The sequence below is a fragment of the Azospirillum sp. CT11-132 genome (assembly GCF_047302835.1).
Lineage (GTDB): Bacteria > Pseudomonadota > Alphaproteobacteria > Azospirillales > Azospirillaceae > Azospirillum.
The window spans coordinates 154,929-169,318 of record NZ_JBGLZA010000007.1; the positions used below are offsets into that span (position 1 = coordinate 154,929).

At 65.4% G+C, this 14,390-nt stretch carries 17 protein-coding genes; 15 read left to right on the top strand and 2 right to left on the bottom strand.

Annotation, left to right across the window (positions count from 1 at the left end; all coding sequences use genetic code 11):
• Positions 1-2: 2 nt before the first annotated feature.
• Entirely contained in the window at positions 3-494 is a 492-nt protein-coding gene (locus ACCD06_RS27970) for an RT0821/Lpp0805 family surface protein (protein ID WP_413345074.1), read from the bottom strand.
• A gap of 239 nt (positions 495-733) precedes the next feature.
• Here ACCD06_RS27970 and ACCD06_RS27975 point away from each other — a divergent pair, with 239 nt between their 5' ends.
• The 15 genes from ACCD06_RS27975 to ACCD06_RS28045 all read left to right on the top strand — a co-directional run bounded on the left by ACCD06_RS27975 (position 734) and on the right by ACCD06_RS28045 (position 13,763).
• Entirely contained in the window at positions 734-1,816 is a 1,083-nt protein-coding gene (locus ACCD06_RS27975) for a glycosyltransferase (RefSeq protein WP_413345076.1), read from the top strand.
• A 176-nt stretch (positions 1,817-1,992) separates the two neighbouring features.
• A complete protein-coding gene (locus ACCD06_RS27980) occupies positions 1,993-3,177 on the top strand; it encodes a glycosyltransferase family 4 protein (protein WP_413345078.1) in 1,185 nt (394 codons plus the stop codon).
• Between the two features lie 10 nt (positions 3,178-3,187).
• On the top strand, positions 3,188-4,411 hold the full coding sequence (locus ACCD06_RS27985) for a glycosyltransferase (RefSeq protein WP_413345080.1): 1,224 nt from the start codon (positions 3,188-3,190) through the stop codon (positions 4,409-4,411).
• A gap of 89 nt (positions 4,412-4,500) precedes the next feature.
• A complete protein-coding gene (locus ACCD06_RS27990) occupies positions 4,501-5,193 on the top strand; it encodes a class I SAM-dependent methyltransferase (protein WP_413345321.1) in 693 nt (230 codons plus the stop codon).
• Positions 5,194-5,314: 121 nt separating this feature from the next.
• The gene (locus ACCD06_RS27995) at positions 5,315-5,596 is read left to right on the top strand and encodes a PqqD family peptide modification chaperone (protein WP_413345082.1); all 282 of its coding nucleotides are present in this window, start codon (positions 5,315-5,317) and stop codon (positions 5,594-5,596) included.
• Positions 5,596-6,519: an HPr kinase/phosphorylase gene (locus tag ACCD06_RS28000; RefSeq protein ID WP_413345084.1), complete on the top strand. Its 924-nt coding sequence runs from the start codon at positions 5,596-5,598 to the stop codon at positions 6,517-6,519. The genes ACCD06_RS27995 and ACCD06_RS28000 overlap by 1 nt, the downstream gene beginning before the upstream one ends.
• On the top strand, positions 6,507-7,340 hold the full coding sequence (locus ACCD06_RS28005) for a sulfotransferase domain-containing protein (protein WP_413345086.1): 834 nt from the start codon (positions 6,507-6,509) through the stop codon (positions 7,338-7,340). Before ACCD06_RS28000 ends, ACCD06_RS28005 begins: the two co-directional genes overlap by 13 nt.
• Positions 7,337-7,750: a lasso peptide biosynthesis B2 protein gene (locus ACCD06_RS28010; RefSeq protein WP_413345088.1), complete on the top strand. Its 414-nt coding sequence runs from the start codon at positions 7,337-7,339 to the stop codon at positions 7,748-7,750. The genes ACCD06_RS28005 and ACCD06_RS28010 overlap by 4 nt, the downstream gene beginning before the upstream one ends.
• Before the next feature lie 319 nt (positions 7,751-8,069).
• Positions 8,070-8,609, top strand: a complete 540-nt coding sequence (locus ACCD06_RS28015; protein ID WP_413345090.1) for a phage tail protein — start codon at positions 8,070-8,072, stop codon at positions 8,607-8,609.
• A gap of 56 nt (positions 8,610-8,665) precedes the next feature.
• Positions 8,666-9,220, top strand: coding sequence for a phage tail protein (locus ACCD06_RS28020; protein WP_413345092.1), 555 nt, complete (start codon positions 8,666-8,668; stop codon positions 9,218-9,220).
• Between the two features lie 32 nt (positions 9,221-9,252).
• On the top strand, positions 9,253-9,852 hold the full coding sequence (locus ACCD06_RS28025; RefSeq protein WP_413345094.1) for a phage tail protein: 600 nt from the start codon (positions 9,253-9,255) through the stop codon (positions 9,850-9,852).
• Between the two features lie 345 nt (positions 9,853-10,197).
• Positions 10,198-10,737 carry a GNAT family N-acetyltransferase gene (locus ACCD06_RS28030; RefSeq protein ID WP_413345096.1) on the top strand — a complete coding sequence of 180 codons (540 nt, stop codon included), beginning with the start codon at positions 10,198-10,200 and terminating at the stop codon, positions 10,735-10,737.
• Positions 10,734-11,027, top strand: a complete 294-nt coding sequence (locus ACCD06_RS28035) for a DUF6916 family protein (RefSeq protein WP_413345098.1) — start codon at positions 10,734-10,736, stop codon at positions 11,025-11,027. Before ACCD06_RS28030 ends, ACCD06_RS28035 begins: the two co-directional genes overlap by 4 nt.
• A 10-nt stretch (positions 11,028-11,037) precedes the next feature.
• Complete coding sequence (locus tag ACCD06_RS28040) at positions 11,038-12,960, top strand: asparagine synthase-related protein (protein WP_413345100.1); 1,923 nt, start codon at positions 11,038-11,040, stop codon at positions 12,958-12,960.
• A complete protein-coding gene (locus ACCD06_RS28045; protein ID WP_413345102.1) occupies positions 12,957-13,763 on the top strand; it encodes a hypothetical protein in 807 nt (268 codons plus the stop codon). Before ACCD06_RS28040 ends, ACCD06_RS28045 begins: the two co-directional genes overlap by 4 nt.
• Here ACCD06_RS28045 and ACCD06_RS28050 read toward each other — a convergent pair.
• The gene (locus tag ACCD06_RS28050) at positions 13,724-14,389 is read right to left on the bottom strand and encodes a hypothetical protein (RefSeq protein WP_413345105.1); all 666 of its coding nucleotides are present in this window, start codon (positions 14,387-14,389) and stop codon (positions 13,724-13,726) included. The genes ACCD06_RS28045 and ACCD06_RS28050 overlap by 40 nt on opposite strands.
• Between the last annotated feature and the right edge of the window lies 1 nt (position 14,390).

Below are 14,390 nucleotides of genomic sequence, written 5' to 3' on the forward strand. Positions count from 1 at the left end.
GCTTACCCCACAATCTTCCACGACCCGTCGGGCTGGCGGCAGGCGGTGCCGAAAGCCTGTTCGGTGCGGCCACCGACGACGATGGTCTGCTGGAACTCGCGGCAATAGGCGCCGGAGCCGTCATAGCCGTCCTTGACCGGCACGATGACGCCCTGGTTGCCGGACTGCGGGTTGTTCCAGGTGATCCGCTGGCCGATGGGGGCGCTGTAGGCCTGGGTCGCGGCACGGTCGGCATAGGCCTGGTCGGCACGGTCGAGCGAGGCGCCGAGTTCCCGCCCGGCGAAGGCGCCCAAGAGCGTGCCGATGCCGACCGCCACCAGCTTGCCCGAGCCGCCGCCGAAGCGCGAGCCGATCAGGCCGCCGGCGATGGCGCCGCCGACGGTGCCGAACCCCTCCTTGTTGCCCATCGACCCGGTCTGGCAGCCGGCCAGCGTGGTGGACAGCGCAAGCACCGCGACGGCAACGATACGGGGGTAGCGGGACTGGGCACGCATCGGAGGACTCATCTCTGTTCCGAGGGTTGTTGCTCCCGGTTATAGCGCAAGCGGTGCCGTTTGTGCAGCCGTCCTCAGCCAGCCGGCCGGGCTGACGCGGCGTACGGCCGCTTGCGGCCCCGGGCATTGCCGCTACCGATGCGTGCCGACATGGTGTAAGCCTTTCGGCCAGTCCGTGACGCCTCTTCGCGGCAAACGGGACCGCCGCATATGGAAGAAACCCGGAGCCTTGCCGACGCATGCGACTGCTGTTTCTCGTCAGTGATGCGTTCGGCGGACATGGCGGCATATCACGCTTCAACCGTGATCTGGCGGCCGCCCTGTCCTCTTCGCCCGACGTCCGGGAACTGGTCATCCTGCCGCGCCGCGCGCCGCATCCCCCAGGACGGCTTCCCCCCCGCACGGTGCAGCGCGCGGCACCGGCGGGAAAACTCGGGTTCGCGGGTGCGGCGCTCCACGAGGCGGCCGGCGGCTTCGACGTCGTGATCTGCGGCCACATCAACCTGATGCCGGTCGCCGTGCTGGCCCGCCGGATGGCCCGGCGCCGCGGCAGGCCCGCCCGGCTGGCGCTGGTCATCCACGGGGTCGACGCCTGGACGCCGGTGAAGGTTCCCGGTCTCTCCTCCGTCGACATGACGATCGCGGTCAGCCGATACACGCTCGACCGCTTCCGGGACTGGTCGGGCATCGCGGCCGGACGCGGCACGGTGCTGCCCAACACGGTCGATCTGTCCGTCTTCACGCCGGGGCCGCGCCCGGCGGCGCTGGAGGAGCGCTACGGCGTGGCCGGCGCCCGCGTGCTGATGGGGCTGGCGCGGCTCGACGCGATGGACCGCGACAAGGGCTTCTACGAGCTTCTGGCGGTGCTGCCGCGGCTGGCGGAACGGGAACCGGGGCTGCGCTACCTCCTGTGCGGCGACGGCACCGACCGCCCGCATCTGGAGGCGGAGGTCCGCCGGCTCGGCCTGACGGAGCGCGTGGTCTTCACCGGATTCGTGCCCGAGGAGGAAAAGGCCGACCATTACCGGCTCGCCGACGCCTTCGCGCTGTGCGGGCGGCAGGAGGGGTTCGGCATCGTGCTGCTGGAAGCGATGGGCTGCGGGGTTCCGGTGGTCGCCTCGCGGGTGGACGGATCGCGCGAGGCGGTGCTGGACGGCGCCATCGGCGGGCTGGCCGATCCCGGCGATCCCGACGATCTGGCCGGCGCGCTGCAGCGCGCCCTGGCCACGCCGCGCCCCTGCGTTCCCGACCTGCTGGCGCCGAGCTTCGGCCGGGACGCCTTCGTCCGGCGGGTGCGGGACATCCTGTCGCATCTCGCCTGACGTGCCGGCGCCGTCGCAGGGAGGCATCGGGCGATGTCTTCGCGATTCGGATGTGACGGGGAATTGTATCGGCGCCCGCGGTTGGGCATGGTGTCGCCCGCCCCCACCGCAGGCGGACCCCACGCGGGCTCCCCACACGGGCTCCCGTACGGAACGACGAGCCACCATGAGGCGATATGACTGATCCGGTCCGGCTTGCCTTCCTCACCACCCACCCCGTCCAGTACGCGGCGCCGCTGTTCCGCCGGATCGCTGCCGATCCGGACATCGACCTGACGGTGTTCTATGCCAGCGATCTGACGGTGCGGGAGTTCGCAGATCCCGGATTCGGACGGCGGATCGCCTGGGACGTGCCCCTGCTGGACGGCTACCGGTCGGACTTCCTGGAGGCCTGGGGCGGCACCGGGCAGCTCGACCTCCTGCGGCCCTTCAGCCGCGGGCTGGCGCGACGGCTGAAGGAGGGGCGGTTCGACTGCCTGGCGATCCATGGCTACAGCCGGCCGGTCCATTGGCTGGCTGCGCTGACCGCCCGCCGGCTCGGCATCCGCGTCCTGTTCCGGGACGAGGCCACGCCGATCAGCCGCCGCCGCGGGCCGGTGCGCCGGGCGCTGAAGCGCGTCTTCTTCGCCGCCATCGACCGGCTGGCCGACGGCTGGCTGACGATCGGCAGCCTGAACGCCGCCTACTACCGGCAGCAGGGCGTCGCCGAGGAGAAGCTGTTCGCCTGTCCCTACGCCGTGGACAACGCCTTCTTCCGCAACGCGGCGCCGGACGAGGGGCTGCGGCTCCGGCACGCGATCGGCATTCCGGACGATGCTCCGGTCATCCTCTATGCCTCGAAGCTGCAGCGCCGCAAGCATGCCGACCATCTCCTGGCCGCCTTTCGCCAACTGGCCCCGGCACCTGCCGGCCGGCCGCCGCCCCACCTCGTCTTCGCCGGCGACGGGGAACTGATGCCGGAACTGCGCGCCATGGCGGAGGGAATGGACAGCGTCCATTTCCTGGGATTCCAGGGACAGAGGGATCTGATCGCCTGCTATGCCATGTGCGACGTGTTCGTGCTGCCGTCCTCCTGCGAACCTTGGGGGCTGGTGGTCAACGAAGCCATGAATCTCGGCAAGGCCATCATCGTCAGCGATCAGGTGGGATGCGGCCCCGACCTCGTCCGCCACGGCGAAAACGGCTTCGTCGTGCCGGTCGGCGACATCGGGGCGATGGCCAAGGCCCTGGGCGCCCTGTGCGCCGACCCGGACCTTGCCGCGTCGATGGGGCGGCGAAGCCTGGAGATCGTGTCCGGATGGGATTTCGAGGCGGACCTGCGCGGCATCCGCCAGGCCCTCGGCCTTCCCCCGCGATCCTGAGGAAAACGGCATGTCCGGTAGCGCTTCCCGTCCCCTCTCCTCCCGACAGCCTCCCACGGTCGCGATCGTCGTCACCCACATCGCCCCGGCGCGCGGCTATGGCGGCATCGCCGAATGCACGGCGCGGGTGGCCCAGGGCTGGGGCGAGGCGGGGCACGAGGTGATCCTGTGCTCCAGCGACGCATCGGAGGGCGCGCCGCTGCGCGCGGCGGAGCTGGGTCTGCCCGACCGGGTGTCGCCGGTCCTGTACCGGGCGCGCGGCTGGCCGCGCTGGGGCTTCGGGCTGGGCGCGCTGCCGGCGATCTGGACGGCCTGCCGCCGGGCGGATCTGGTCTATGTCAGCGGCGTCGCCACCTGGCCGACCAGCATCGCCGGAATCGTCTGCCGGCTGCTGCGGCGGCCCTTCACCGTCGGGGTCCATGGCAGCCTGATGGCGGAGCACGTCGCCTACATCCGCGCCTGCAAGCCGCTGAAATGGCTGTTCTACCGTCTGATAACCCTGCCGACCCTGCGCCGCGCCCGCGCCGTCCACGCCACCAGCGCGATCGAGGCCGAGGGCGTTCGCGCCCTGCTTCCGGCGGTTCCCGTCGCCATCGTCCCCAACGCGGTCGACACCAGGGTCTGGCTGCCCCGGCCCTCGCGCCGGCCGGATGGCGGGCTGATCATCGGCTATGTCGGACGCCTGTCGCCGGAAAAGGGCATCCTGCCCTTCCTGGAGGTCTGGCTGGCGACCCGCCGGCCGAACGACCGGCTGCTGATCGCCGGAACCGGCGACGGCGACTATGCCGCGCGGGTCGCCGCCCTGGCCGCCGGGGCCGGGGGAGCGGTGGAATGCCTGGGCTACCTGCCGGCCGACAGGGTGGCGGCGATGCTTGCCCGCTGCGACTTCGCCGTCCTGCCGTCAGGGCTGGGGTCCGGCGGGCTGCGGGAGAATTTCGGCAACGTGGTGGTGGAGGCGATGGCCCTGGCCCGCCCCGTCCTGGTCACCCGGGGCATGGCCTGGGACGGGGTGGAGGCGGACGGCACCGGTCTGGTCTTCGACCCCGAACCGGCCGCTGCGGCCGCCGTCCTGGACCGTGCCCGGTCACTGACGGCCGAAGCGCGCGCCGCCATGGGCCGGGCCGCCCGCGATTTCGTCGAGCACCGGTTTTCCATTCCGTCGGTCGGAGCGACACTCTGGGCCGTCGTTACGGACAGCGGGCATTGCATTTCCATCGTGAACCGGCAGGTATGATCGACGCAAGCATCGGGGACAGCCTGCAGAGTGCCTGTAAGGGAAGAGGAATGCGGAACAAGAGGTTATGGAAACGGGCCGTGCGTGCGATGCCGGGAAGCACCCACCTGATCACCCTTTACCGCTTCGCCAAGGGGACGGACGCGCGCTACGCCAGCCTGTGGCGGCGAGCACTGCCCGGCCTGTTCCAGCCGTTCGCAACGACGCGGATGGACCGCTATCCCACCCTGTTCCTGTTCGCCTTGGCCACACTAGGGAATGACCCCTCCACACGCCTGCTTTCCTTCGGCTGCTCGACGGGGGAGGAGGTGTTCAGCCTGCGCCGCTATTTCCCTCAGGCCGTCATCCGGGGGATCGACATCAACCCCCGGAACATCGCACGCTGCCGTGCCAGGCTGTCGCGTCTGACAGACGACCGGTTGTCCTTTGCCGTCGCCGCCTCTGCCGCCGGGGAAGAAGCGGGCGGCTATGATGCGGTTTTCGCGATGGCTGTCTTTCGGCATGGGGAATTGGGCGACTTTCCCCCGCTATGCAGCCATCTGCTCCGTTTCGACGCCTTCGAACAGGCGCTGGCGGAGTTAGCGGTTTGCTTGAAGCCCGGTGGCCTGCTGTTCTTGCGCCATGCCAATTGCCGCTTCACGGATACAAGGCTGGCCAACAGCTTTGACCTGCTGCTGGAGGCACCACGACATCCCGCGACCCCGATCTATGGCAGGGATGAAAGGCTACTGGCACCACAACCAGCTCTTGAAGGTGTAGCATTCCGCAAGCGGGTGTCCTGAACAGACCGCCGGGCATTCGGCCACCACCAAGAGCGGTGGCTGCCCAATCATCGGCTTGTTGCAGCTGCATCCTTCGGCACGTTATGATGGCATATCAATCATCGCATGCTAGGAAATCCGGATGCCTTTGACGTATGACAGCCGGGTTGTACAGGCTGATAACTTGCTGTCGGCGGAGGTCATGGGCGAGGCCGTGCTCATGAATATCCAGACCGGCAATTATTTCGGCCTGGACATGATCGGCACGGAGATTTTGCAGCACCTGTCGGAGCCGGTGAGGGTGGCCGACCTGTGCCGGACGTTGGAGGCGGAGTTCGATGCCGACCGGGAGACGATCCGAGCGGATGTGCTGCATCTCTTCGAACAAATGCTGGAGCATGGATTGATCAAGGTCTTGGGCTGATGGATTATCAGCTGTGCGGATGGCGCGTCGCCTCCGACATCGTGATCCCGGAACTGTTGCCCTGGATGGGTGATGACCAGCCCGCCGGCATGCATGTCCGCCTGGGCGAACCGCCCGAGGCCTTGGAACAGTCGATCTTCGCCACACCCTTTCTGGAAATCGCCGCCGACGGCACCAGCCTGGTGAAGGTCATGGCCGGCCGCTTCCTGGTCCGGAACGGGCGGGAGATCATGGTACGGCCGAACCCGGCCGCCGATCCGCAGGATCTGTCCGTCTTCCTCCTGGGGACCTCGCTTGGCCTGCTGCTGCATCAGCGCGGCCTGTTTCCGCTGCACGCCTCCGGCGTGGCCATCGGCGGACGCGGCGTGGCCCTGTCCGGTCCGAGCGGCATCGGCAAATCGACCCTGGTGGCAGCCTTGGCGGCACGCGGCCATGAGTTGCTGGCCGATGACATCTGCACAATCGATTTCGGCCCGCAGGGTGACCGGCTGGACGTGCTGCCGTCGTTGGCGCGGGTCAAGCTATGGCAGGACAGCCTTTCTTGGTTTCTGCCCGACGAGACGAAGGCGATGACCGCCGTCCCCGGCGACGGACCGAAAATTCAATACCGTTTCACCCAGGCAGGTCCCGCCCTGCCGGGCGCGGCAGCCTCGCCGCTGGCTGCCATCTTGCGGCTGCGCCAGGTTTCGCCGGTCCGTCCGCCGGGTCATGTGCGGCTCCTTCCGCTTCAGGCCGCCTCCATCCTCAATGCCCAGGTCTATCGGCTGGAGCAGGCCCGCGCCATGGGACGGGACGTTGCACTGTTCAAGCATTGCATCCACATTGCCGCCAGGGTTCCCGTCTATGAGTTGGCCTATCACCGCGATTACGCCGGACTCGACGAGGTGGTCCGGATGATCGAGAGACTCGCATGCCCGGACTGATCCTGCTCGCCTCCTACATGAAGTCGGGAAATACTTGGCTGCGCATCATGCTGCAGGCGCTCGACAGCGCCGAAAGTGCCGTCGACATCAATGCCCTGCGCGGCACGGTCTCCGCCACGTCCCGGGCGGTGTTCGAGCAGATGGCGGGTATCGAATCCAGCCATCTGACCATGGCCGAGGTGGCAGCCGCCCGACCCGCCGTCGCGCGCATGCTGTTCCGGCAGGCCGGCAGACCCACGCGGCTGAAGGTGCATGAAGCCTATCTGCCGGCCTTCGGCTCATCGACACCCGCCTTCCCGCCTGAAACGGTGCTGGCCGTATTGCACTTGGTCCGCGACCCGCGTGACGTGGCCGTATCGCTGGCCAACCATCTCGGGTGCGATCTGGCGACGGCGGTGGACAAGATGGGCGACGCCGATTTCGCCCTGGCTGCCAACCGATTACATCCATCGGAACTGCCGCACCAGATCTCGGATTGGAGCCGCCATACGCTGAGCTGGCTGGAGGCGCCTCTGCCGGTTCTCACTTTGCGCTACGAGGACATGCTGGCCGATCCCGTGGCCTCCCTGGCCGCAGCCGCCCGCCACACCGGGATGGAGACGACTCCGGAACGGCTGGCGGCCGCCACGGCTGCAGCCAGTTTCCAGCGGCTCAGGGCTCAGGAGGACGAGTCCGGCTTCCATGAACGCCCGGACCACATGCAACGGTTCTTCCGCCGTGGCGTGGCTGGCGGCTGGCGCGACGAGTTGCCGGCCCCCCTGGTCCAAGCCGTGGAAGACAGACATGGGGACATGATGCGCCGCTTTGGATACCTGCCGTGAAGCGATATGGCTGGCGACGGCTTGCCCTGGCCGTTGAGGCGGCGTTCTGGCTGCTGACGGCATGGCTGGCCTTGCGGCTGGTGCCTTTCAGATTCCTGGTCGGAACGCTGAGCCCCCGCGTCACCCATCCTGCTCCCCAGGGTACAGAACGGCGGAGAATCGTCCGGCAGGTCTGCTGGGCCGTTATGGCGGCGGCCCGGCGCTTTCCCATCCCCATCGTCTGTTTCCCCCGCGCCATCGCGGCACAGCGCATGCTCGCCCGCCGCGGCGTGGCGACACGTCTGCCATACGGCGTCCGTCGTGAATTGGACGGCAGTCTTCTGGCTCATGTCTGGGTCGATGTGGACCATGTTACCGTCTTGGGAAATCCCACGACCGGCTTCTCCATTGTCACCATCTTTGGAAAATAGGTTGATAACATTAGAATTTATCTCAATTCCGTAATCATTATTTCGCAATTTTAACGGATTTGAGTGCAGAAAGTTACATTCAGATACTTAAAATATACATTTCGACCATTGTAAAAATCCTCTACCCGTATTGGGTTTATTGGGAAATTTGATTCCGCCAAATGGATAATTTTATTAGTTGATAGATTTGCGGCACAGGTATCCAAAATCAATTGTTTCTCTTGACAATTATATATTTCTAGTTGATTTTCTTTTGGTCCTATATGATCGCCAGCCCCGGATGGAGCGACCGATTGCCCATTGTTGAAAGAGGCAAGATATGAGCGATTACTTTATCGGCGAAATTCGAATGTTTGGTTTCAACTGGGCGCCACAAGATTGGGCTTTGTGCCAAGGGCAACAGATGACGGTTCAGCAGAACGCAGCTCTCTATGCCCTGCTCGGCGTCCAATTCGGCGGCACCGCCGGCGTCAACTTCAACCTGCCCGACCTGCGCGGTCAAACCATGATCCACCAGGGGACGGCACAACTGTCCCGTGGCGGCTCGGAAACGGTGGTGCTGGGAACGACCCAGGCTCCATCCCACAGCCACACAGCGCAGGTTGTGTCCAGTCCAACAACCACGAATTGGAAGCCCGTCCCGAGCACGACGCGCTATCTAAGCGATACGGGCGGCACGCCCCCGGCAGGGGCCGCTTCCCCCTTCTATTATGTGCCCCCGTCCATCGGTTCGGTTGTGGCCACGGCCAGCGCCACGTTGGGCGTGGCAGGCGCCAATCTCGCCCACAACAACATGCAGCCATCGACGGTGGTGAACTATTGCATCTCCCTGACAGGCCTGTGGCCGTCGCGGAATTGAATTCTCGCTGTCACACAGGAGCGAGAACAGCCGCTCCCCACTAGAAAGGGTTGCACATGGTTGATGCATACACGGGCGAAATCCGGATGTTCGCTGGCAACTACGCTCCGCCCGGCTGGCATTTCGCCAATGGAGCGCTGCTCAGGATCAACGACTATCAGGCGCTCTATTCACTTTACGGTGTGACTTGGGGCGGTGACGGCGCCACTACTTTCGGCTTGCCCAATCTCTGCGGCCGCCTGCCGATCGGACAGGGGCAATCCCCCACCGCGGGATCAACGAACCGAATCCTCGGCCAGTATGTCGGCACCGAAAGTGTCACGCTGCAAGAGGCGAACCTTCCCACACATACCCATACATTCAATGTGTCCAGCACCATCGCCAACACGCAGCAGATCAGCAATAGCGTGGTCCTCGGCAGCACCAGCAACGGCTATCTCGGCTATGTGACGCCGACGGCCGGCAAAACGACGACGGTGACCCTGCCAGCCAACACCGTGAATAACACAACCGATTATGCCGCGAATCCTTCCCCCCATGAAAACCGAATGTCCGGCATAGCGATCAACTATATTGTCTGTCTAAACGGCCTGTACCCGATGCGCGCCTAGCAGATACAATTATAGAAATCAGGAGATCAGTGATGGCCGATGCTTTTATTGGGGAAATCCGGGCATTTCCTTATACATACAATCCTGTCGGCTGGGCATACTGCAATGGCCAGCAGATGAGTGTGTCGCAGTTTACCGCGCTCTATGCAGTCATCGGGACTGGCTGGGGGCCCTATACCCAAACCGCATTCAGCTTGCCCAACCTGCTGAATCAGGCACTGCCCGGCTACGGTCAGGGTACAGGAACAAGCGCGGCAGGCCTCTCCACCTATAACATGGCCCAAACCATGGGCGCCAATGCCGTGACCATCACCAACAGCCAAGTGCCGACCCACAACCATTCCTTCAATGTGGGCATGGACACCAATTCCGGTTTCCCCTACATGACGGCCGCGGCGACGGCGGGCGTCAGCCAAATGTCCCGCGTGGTGAAGCCAGCGGCGGGCACGATGGCACAGTTCGCTGCGCTCAACTATACCAGCGATCAGCCCGACACCACCCTGTCTCCGGCCGCGGTAGCTCCTGCGCTGGGCGGAGCAAATGGCCTGGCCGCTGCGCACGAAAACCGCCAACCCTTTCAAGGCATGCGGTTCTGCATCAACCTCGACGGGACTTTCCCCACGCGGAACTGACGCGCGATTGCGGGGAGGCAACTCAACGGGAACTGGCATGGAGCGCCCGCCACTCATGGGGGTGGTGGGCGCCTACCACGCATCAACAATGGGTTGCTTCGAGTCCGGGACTTACGATAAGATCGGATTGGCCTTTCTGGATATTTCCCTGGGGATTTCATTATGTCGACCAATCGAGAGAACTCCATGGGGCCCGTATCCAGGGACCTCGCCGAACAGGTGAAACAACGCCGCGTCTGGCACCGGCCCGTGTTGAGCGTCGCCCGCATCCGGGACGCCTCGTCCACAACCACGGGCAGTGACGATTGCAGCAACTGTGGCAGCCTGCAATCCTGATCGAAGACCATGCCCAACGCCGAAAATCTGCCTGTCCTGCCGGAAATCCTGACCGGCCGGGGCGTATTCCTGCGTGGAGAAACCGATGAAGACCGGCCGTTCCTAGAGCGGCTGTTCATCTCCACCCGCTGGGAGGAAACCGGCCTCACCGGCTGGCCGGAAGATATGCGTCTGGCCTTCCTGCGCCAGCAGTTCTCCGCCCAGACACAGCATTACCACACGCATTATCACGACGCCGAATATGGCGTGGTCGAGGTGCGGGGTGCATCGGCCGGCCGGCTTTACATCCATCGCAGTTCCCGGGAACTGCGCATCGTCGACATCTCGCTGCTTCCGGAGTATCGCGGGACAGGCATCGGCGGTGCTCTGATCCGCATTTTGCAGGACGAAGCGGCGGCCCATGGCCGCGTCGTCTCCATCCATGTCGAAAAATTCAATCCGGCCCAAAACCTCTATGCCCGCCTGGGGTTTGTCCAGACGGGCGAGAGCGGCCCCTACTGGCGGATGGACTGGCTCCCCCCAGTAACTGAGGAGCAGGCGCTATCATGAAGGAATACAATCACTTCGAGGACTTCCAGCCGCATGTCGGCACGGTCTTTCAGGTGCCGTTGGCCGACGGGTCGTCCTATCCCCTGACCCTGACGAGTGCAGAGGCCCGCCCGAACACGGCCAATCTCAGCCGAACGCCTTTCGACCTGCGCTTCTCCGGCCCTGGCCCCGATTATCTGGAGCAGCGTATCCATGTGCTGCAGCACGACGTGCTGGGCACCTTCAGCATGTTCCTGGGGGCCATTGGACAGGAAGAGGACGGCTTCAGATATCAGGCCGTGTTCAACTGAGCCTCCCTGCATGTCCCTGGTCGGATGCTGGCGTCCGAAGGCGGATGCCACCGATGAAACCGATATCGGCCGCATGCTGTCCGTCGAAGCCTATTCACAGGCGCGGTGGTCCTTGTGGCAATCGATGTGGCAAGCGACGGGCGGCGGAACCGGGCCCGGCCTGCGCGTCGGCCGGTGCGACGGCGCGGGCGTGGCGACGGGTGGTCCCGGCCTGACCGTCTTCATCGACGGCACCATCCACAATGGCCGGGACATCGCCCGCGCCCTGGAATTGGACGGGGTTCCCGATGCCGCCAGGCTGCTGTTGACCGGCTATACCCGCTGGGGAAACGGCATCCTGGACCGGGTCGCCGGGGAATTCACCTGCGCGCTGTGGGACGATCCCGCACGCCGTCTGGTGCTGATCCGCGACCCCGTAGGCTGCAAGCCGCTGCATTACTGGCAGGGCGATGGAAGGCTGCTGTTCGCGGGTGAACCGCGCACCCTGATGAGCGATGCTGCCGTCCCGCACGAACTGGACGAAGAGCGGCTGGCCTGTCATCTGGCCCTGTTGCCCTATGACGGCACCGCCTCCTTCTACCGCGGGATCAGCCGGGTGCGCCCTGGCCATATGCTGGTGGTAGAGGCCGATGGCGGGGTGCGGGAGGAGCGCTGGTGGCGGCCGGAATGCGTGCCTGTGCTGCGTCTGCCCCGTGCCGCCGATTACGAGGAGGCGCTGCGCGCGGGACTGGATGAGGCGGTACGCTGCCGGTTGCCCGCCTCCGGTCCTGTGGCCGGGGAATTGAGCGGCGGCCTGGACAGCACCAGCATCATGGCCAGTGCCGCCTTGCAACTGGCCGAACAGGGGCGGCGGATCACAGCCCTGACAGCCGCTCCGTCGCTGGTGGCTCCACTCGACCCCACCTTCGACGTCAAGGACGAGGCGGAGTCGGCGGCCGCTGTGGCTGCCCTTTATCCCAACATGGATCACGTGATCCTACGTGCCGACGGCCCACGGCCCGTGCTGGCCCTGGCCGATGCCCATATCGCCGCCGCCGGATTCCCCCCCCATCTGGTCGGTCACGCCTTCTGGTGGGACGGCTTGAAGGCCGAGGCGCGCCGACGGGGCGCCGGCGTGATTTTGACGGGCGAATTGGGCAACGTCATTCTCAGCGACCAGGGACGTTTCACGCTGGCCGCTCACCTGCGCGCCGGACGCCTGGGCGCGCTTGCCCATGAATTGCGGGCAGGACGGCGGTTGGGACGCCGCTGGCGGGGTCTTGCCTGGGAAAGCATCGGCCCCCTGCTGCCGCCGGGTCTGCATCACCGCATCCTGCAGGCTGTCGGACGAGACAGTACCGTTCTCGATTATTCCGGAATATCGCCGGAGTTCCTGCGGGAAACCGGGCTGGCGGAGCAGGTCGACGGGCTCACATCCAACTGGTGGACCCTGGACGGGGCCGACAGCCGGACTTGGCGGCTGCGGACCATGATGCTGGTCGACCGTGGGCTCTACCGCAATGCCGTGCGCCGGGTGGACGGGATCCGCATGGAAGCCCCCGCCACCGATCGACGGCTGGTCGAACTGGCCTTCTCGATCCCCGACGCGCAATACCGCAAGGACGGCATGCCCCGGTCCCTGATCCGCCGCGCCATGGCGGGACGGCTGCCGGCAAGCATCCTGAACGAACAGCGACGGGCCCACCAGGGAGCCGACTGGCACTTGCACATGACGGCGGAGCGGGCCCTTTTCGCTGAGGAGATGGCACGGCTGGAGCGCAGCCCGTTGGCCCGCCGCTGCCTGGACCTGCCCCGTATGCGCCAAGCACTGAACGAATGGCCCGATAGCCCGCTTGACGTGCCGCCGGAGAAGCTGCCCCTCTTCCGCTACGTGCTGGGGCGTGGCGTGGCGGCCGGGCGCTTTCTACGTTCCTTCGAAAGGACCAATGAATGACCTGCGTGCCCGATCCTTCCTGCCTCTCACTGGTGGTGGGAGGGCGCAGCGTGTCAGAAAACCTAGACCGCGCCCTTGCGTCGGGCCGCATCACCCTGCGCCCCGACGGCCGTTACACCCTGCCCGAAATTCAGATGCAGGCTAACGGCGTCGGCTTGTCCGATCCCTACATCTTCCGCTGGCACGGCGCGCCCTATCCATGCAAGTTCTTCGCCGACTTCCTGTTCAACCATGCCTATGCCGGGGCGGCGGTGCCCTGGGGCTGCCGCAATTGCTACAAGATCAAGGTGGAAACCCCGACGTTGCGCCAGATGTGGCGGATGAAGGCGCTCGCCGAAAGCTTGTCGATCACCACGAAAAGCGGGGCGGAGGCCCTGAACCCGCTAAATCAGAGCCTGTACGGCACCTATCTCTACCATTGTGCGGGTGGCTTGGAAGCCGCGCGCGCCACGCTCGCCACCTTGCGGCCGCTGATCGCGGCCACGCCGGAGTTGGCGGGGGTGGCCAAGATCAGCATCAAACGCTGCTGCACCCATATTGAGCTGGCCTGCGGCCCATCCGACCGCTATCGCTTCGATCCGGGGCTGGAAGCTGTGGAAGCCTATCTGTATACCCGCTTCGTGCTGGACTACCGCCCCCCCGCGCCCGAGGCGATGCTGAACAAGATAAAGACGCTGCACATGGCGCGGGTCGCCTTCCAGATCGGGGACGAAACCTATCGCGATTTCACGGACGGCAAGCCTTTGCATCGGCGTTGCGTGGATTACGCCGAGGAGACGCCGCTGGCTGCGGATGAAGCATAAAAATCCAGCAGGCGCGGGCAAAGCCGGCGCAGACGCGCCTCCACCTCTGGATCGCGGGGCTTGTCGCGGAAGCGCTCGCTGACCTCGCGGCCCTGGACATTGCCGAAGGCGAATTCCATCCGTTCCCACAGATCGGGCATCTCCGTCCATAGGTCATGCAGCAAAACGTCGTGCCGACGGGTGTAGGAATAGTAATCCTCCGACACGGGCCAGCCCAGCGCGCTGACGGTGGCAAGCACGGCCGGATCGCGCGCCACGAAATCCTCATAGCACAAGACGGCGTCGAACCGCTCCCGCTCGGCGAAGAGCTGGTCCATCAGAATGAACTTCTCGTCGATCAGACCGGAATGGTTGCGATAGGGCTTGCCGACCAGGCTTTGGTAATTGTCCTGCGGATTGCGCAGAAGCAGGATGGTCCGGTCGGGCCGGAAGCGCTCGAGATGCACCGCCAGCGGATAGGCGGTGGTGACCACGGCCTTGGCCACCATGTCCCTATCGGTCGTAACGCGCGGGGCGGCGTAGTTGTTCAGGATGTCGACCAGCGCCAGACAATCCGGCCTTTGGGCCAGAAACAGGGTGAAGGACGTAGCGCCACTCGATTGCATGCCATGGACGAACAGACGCATG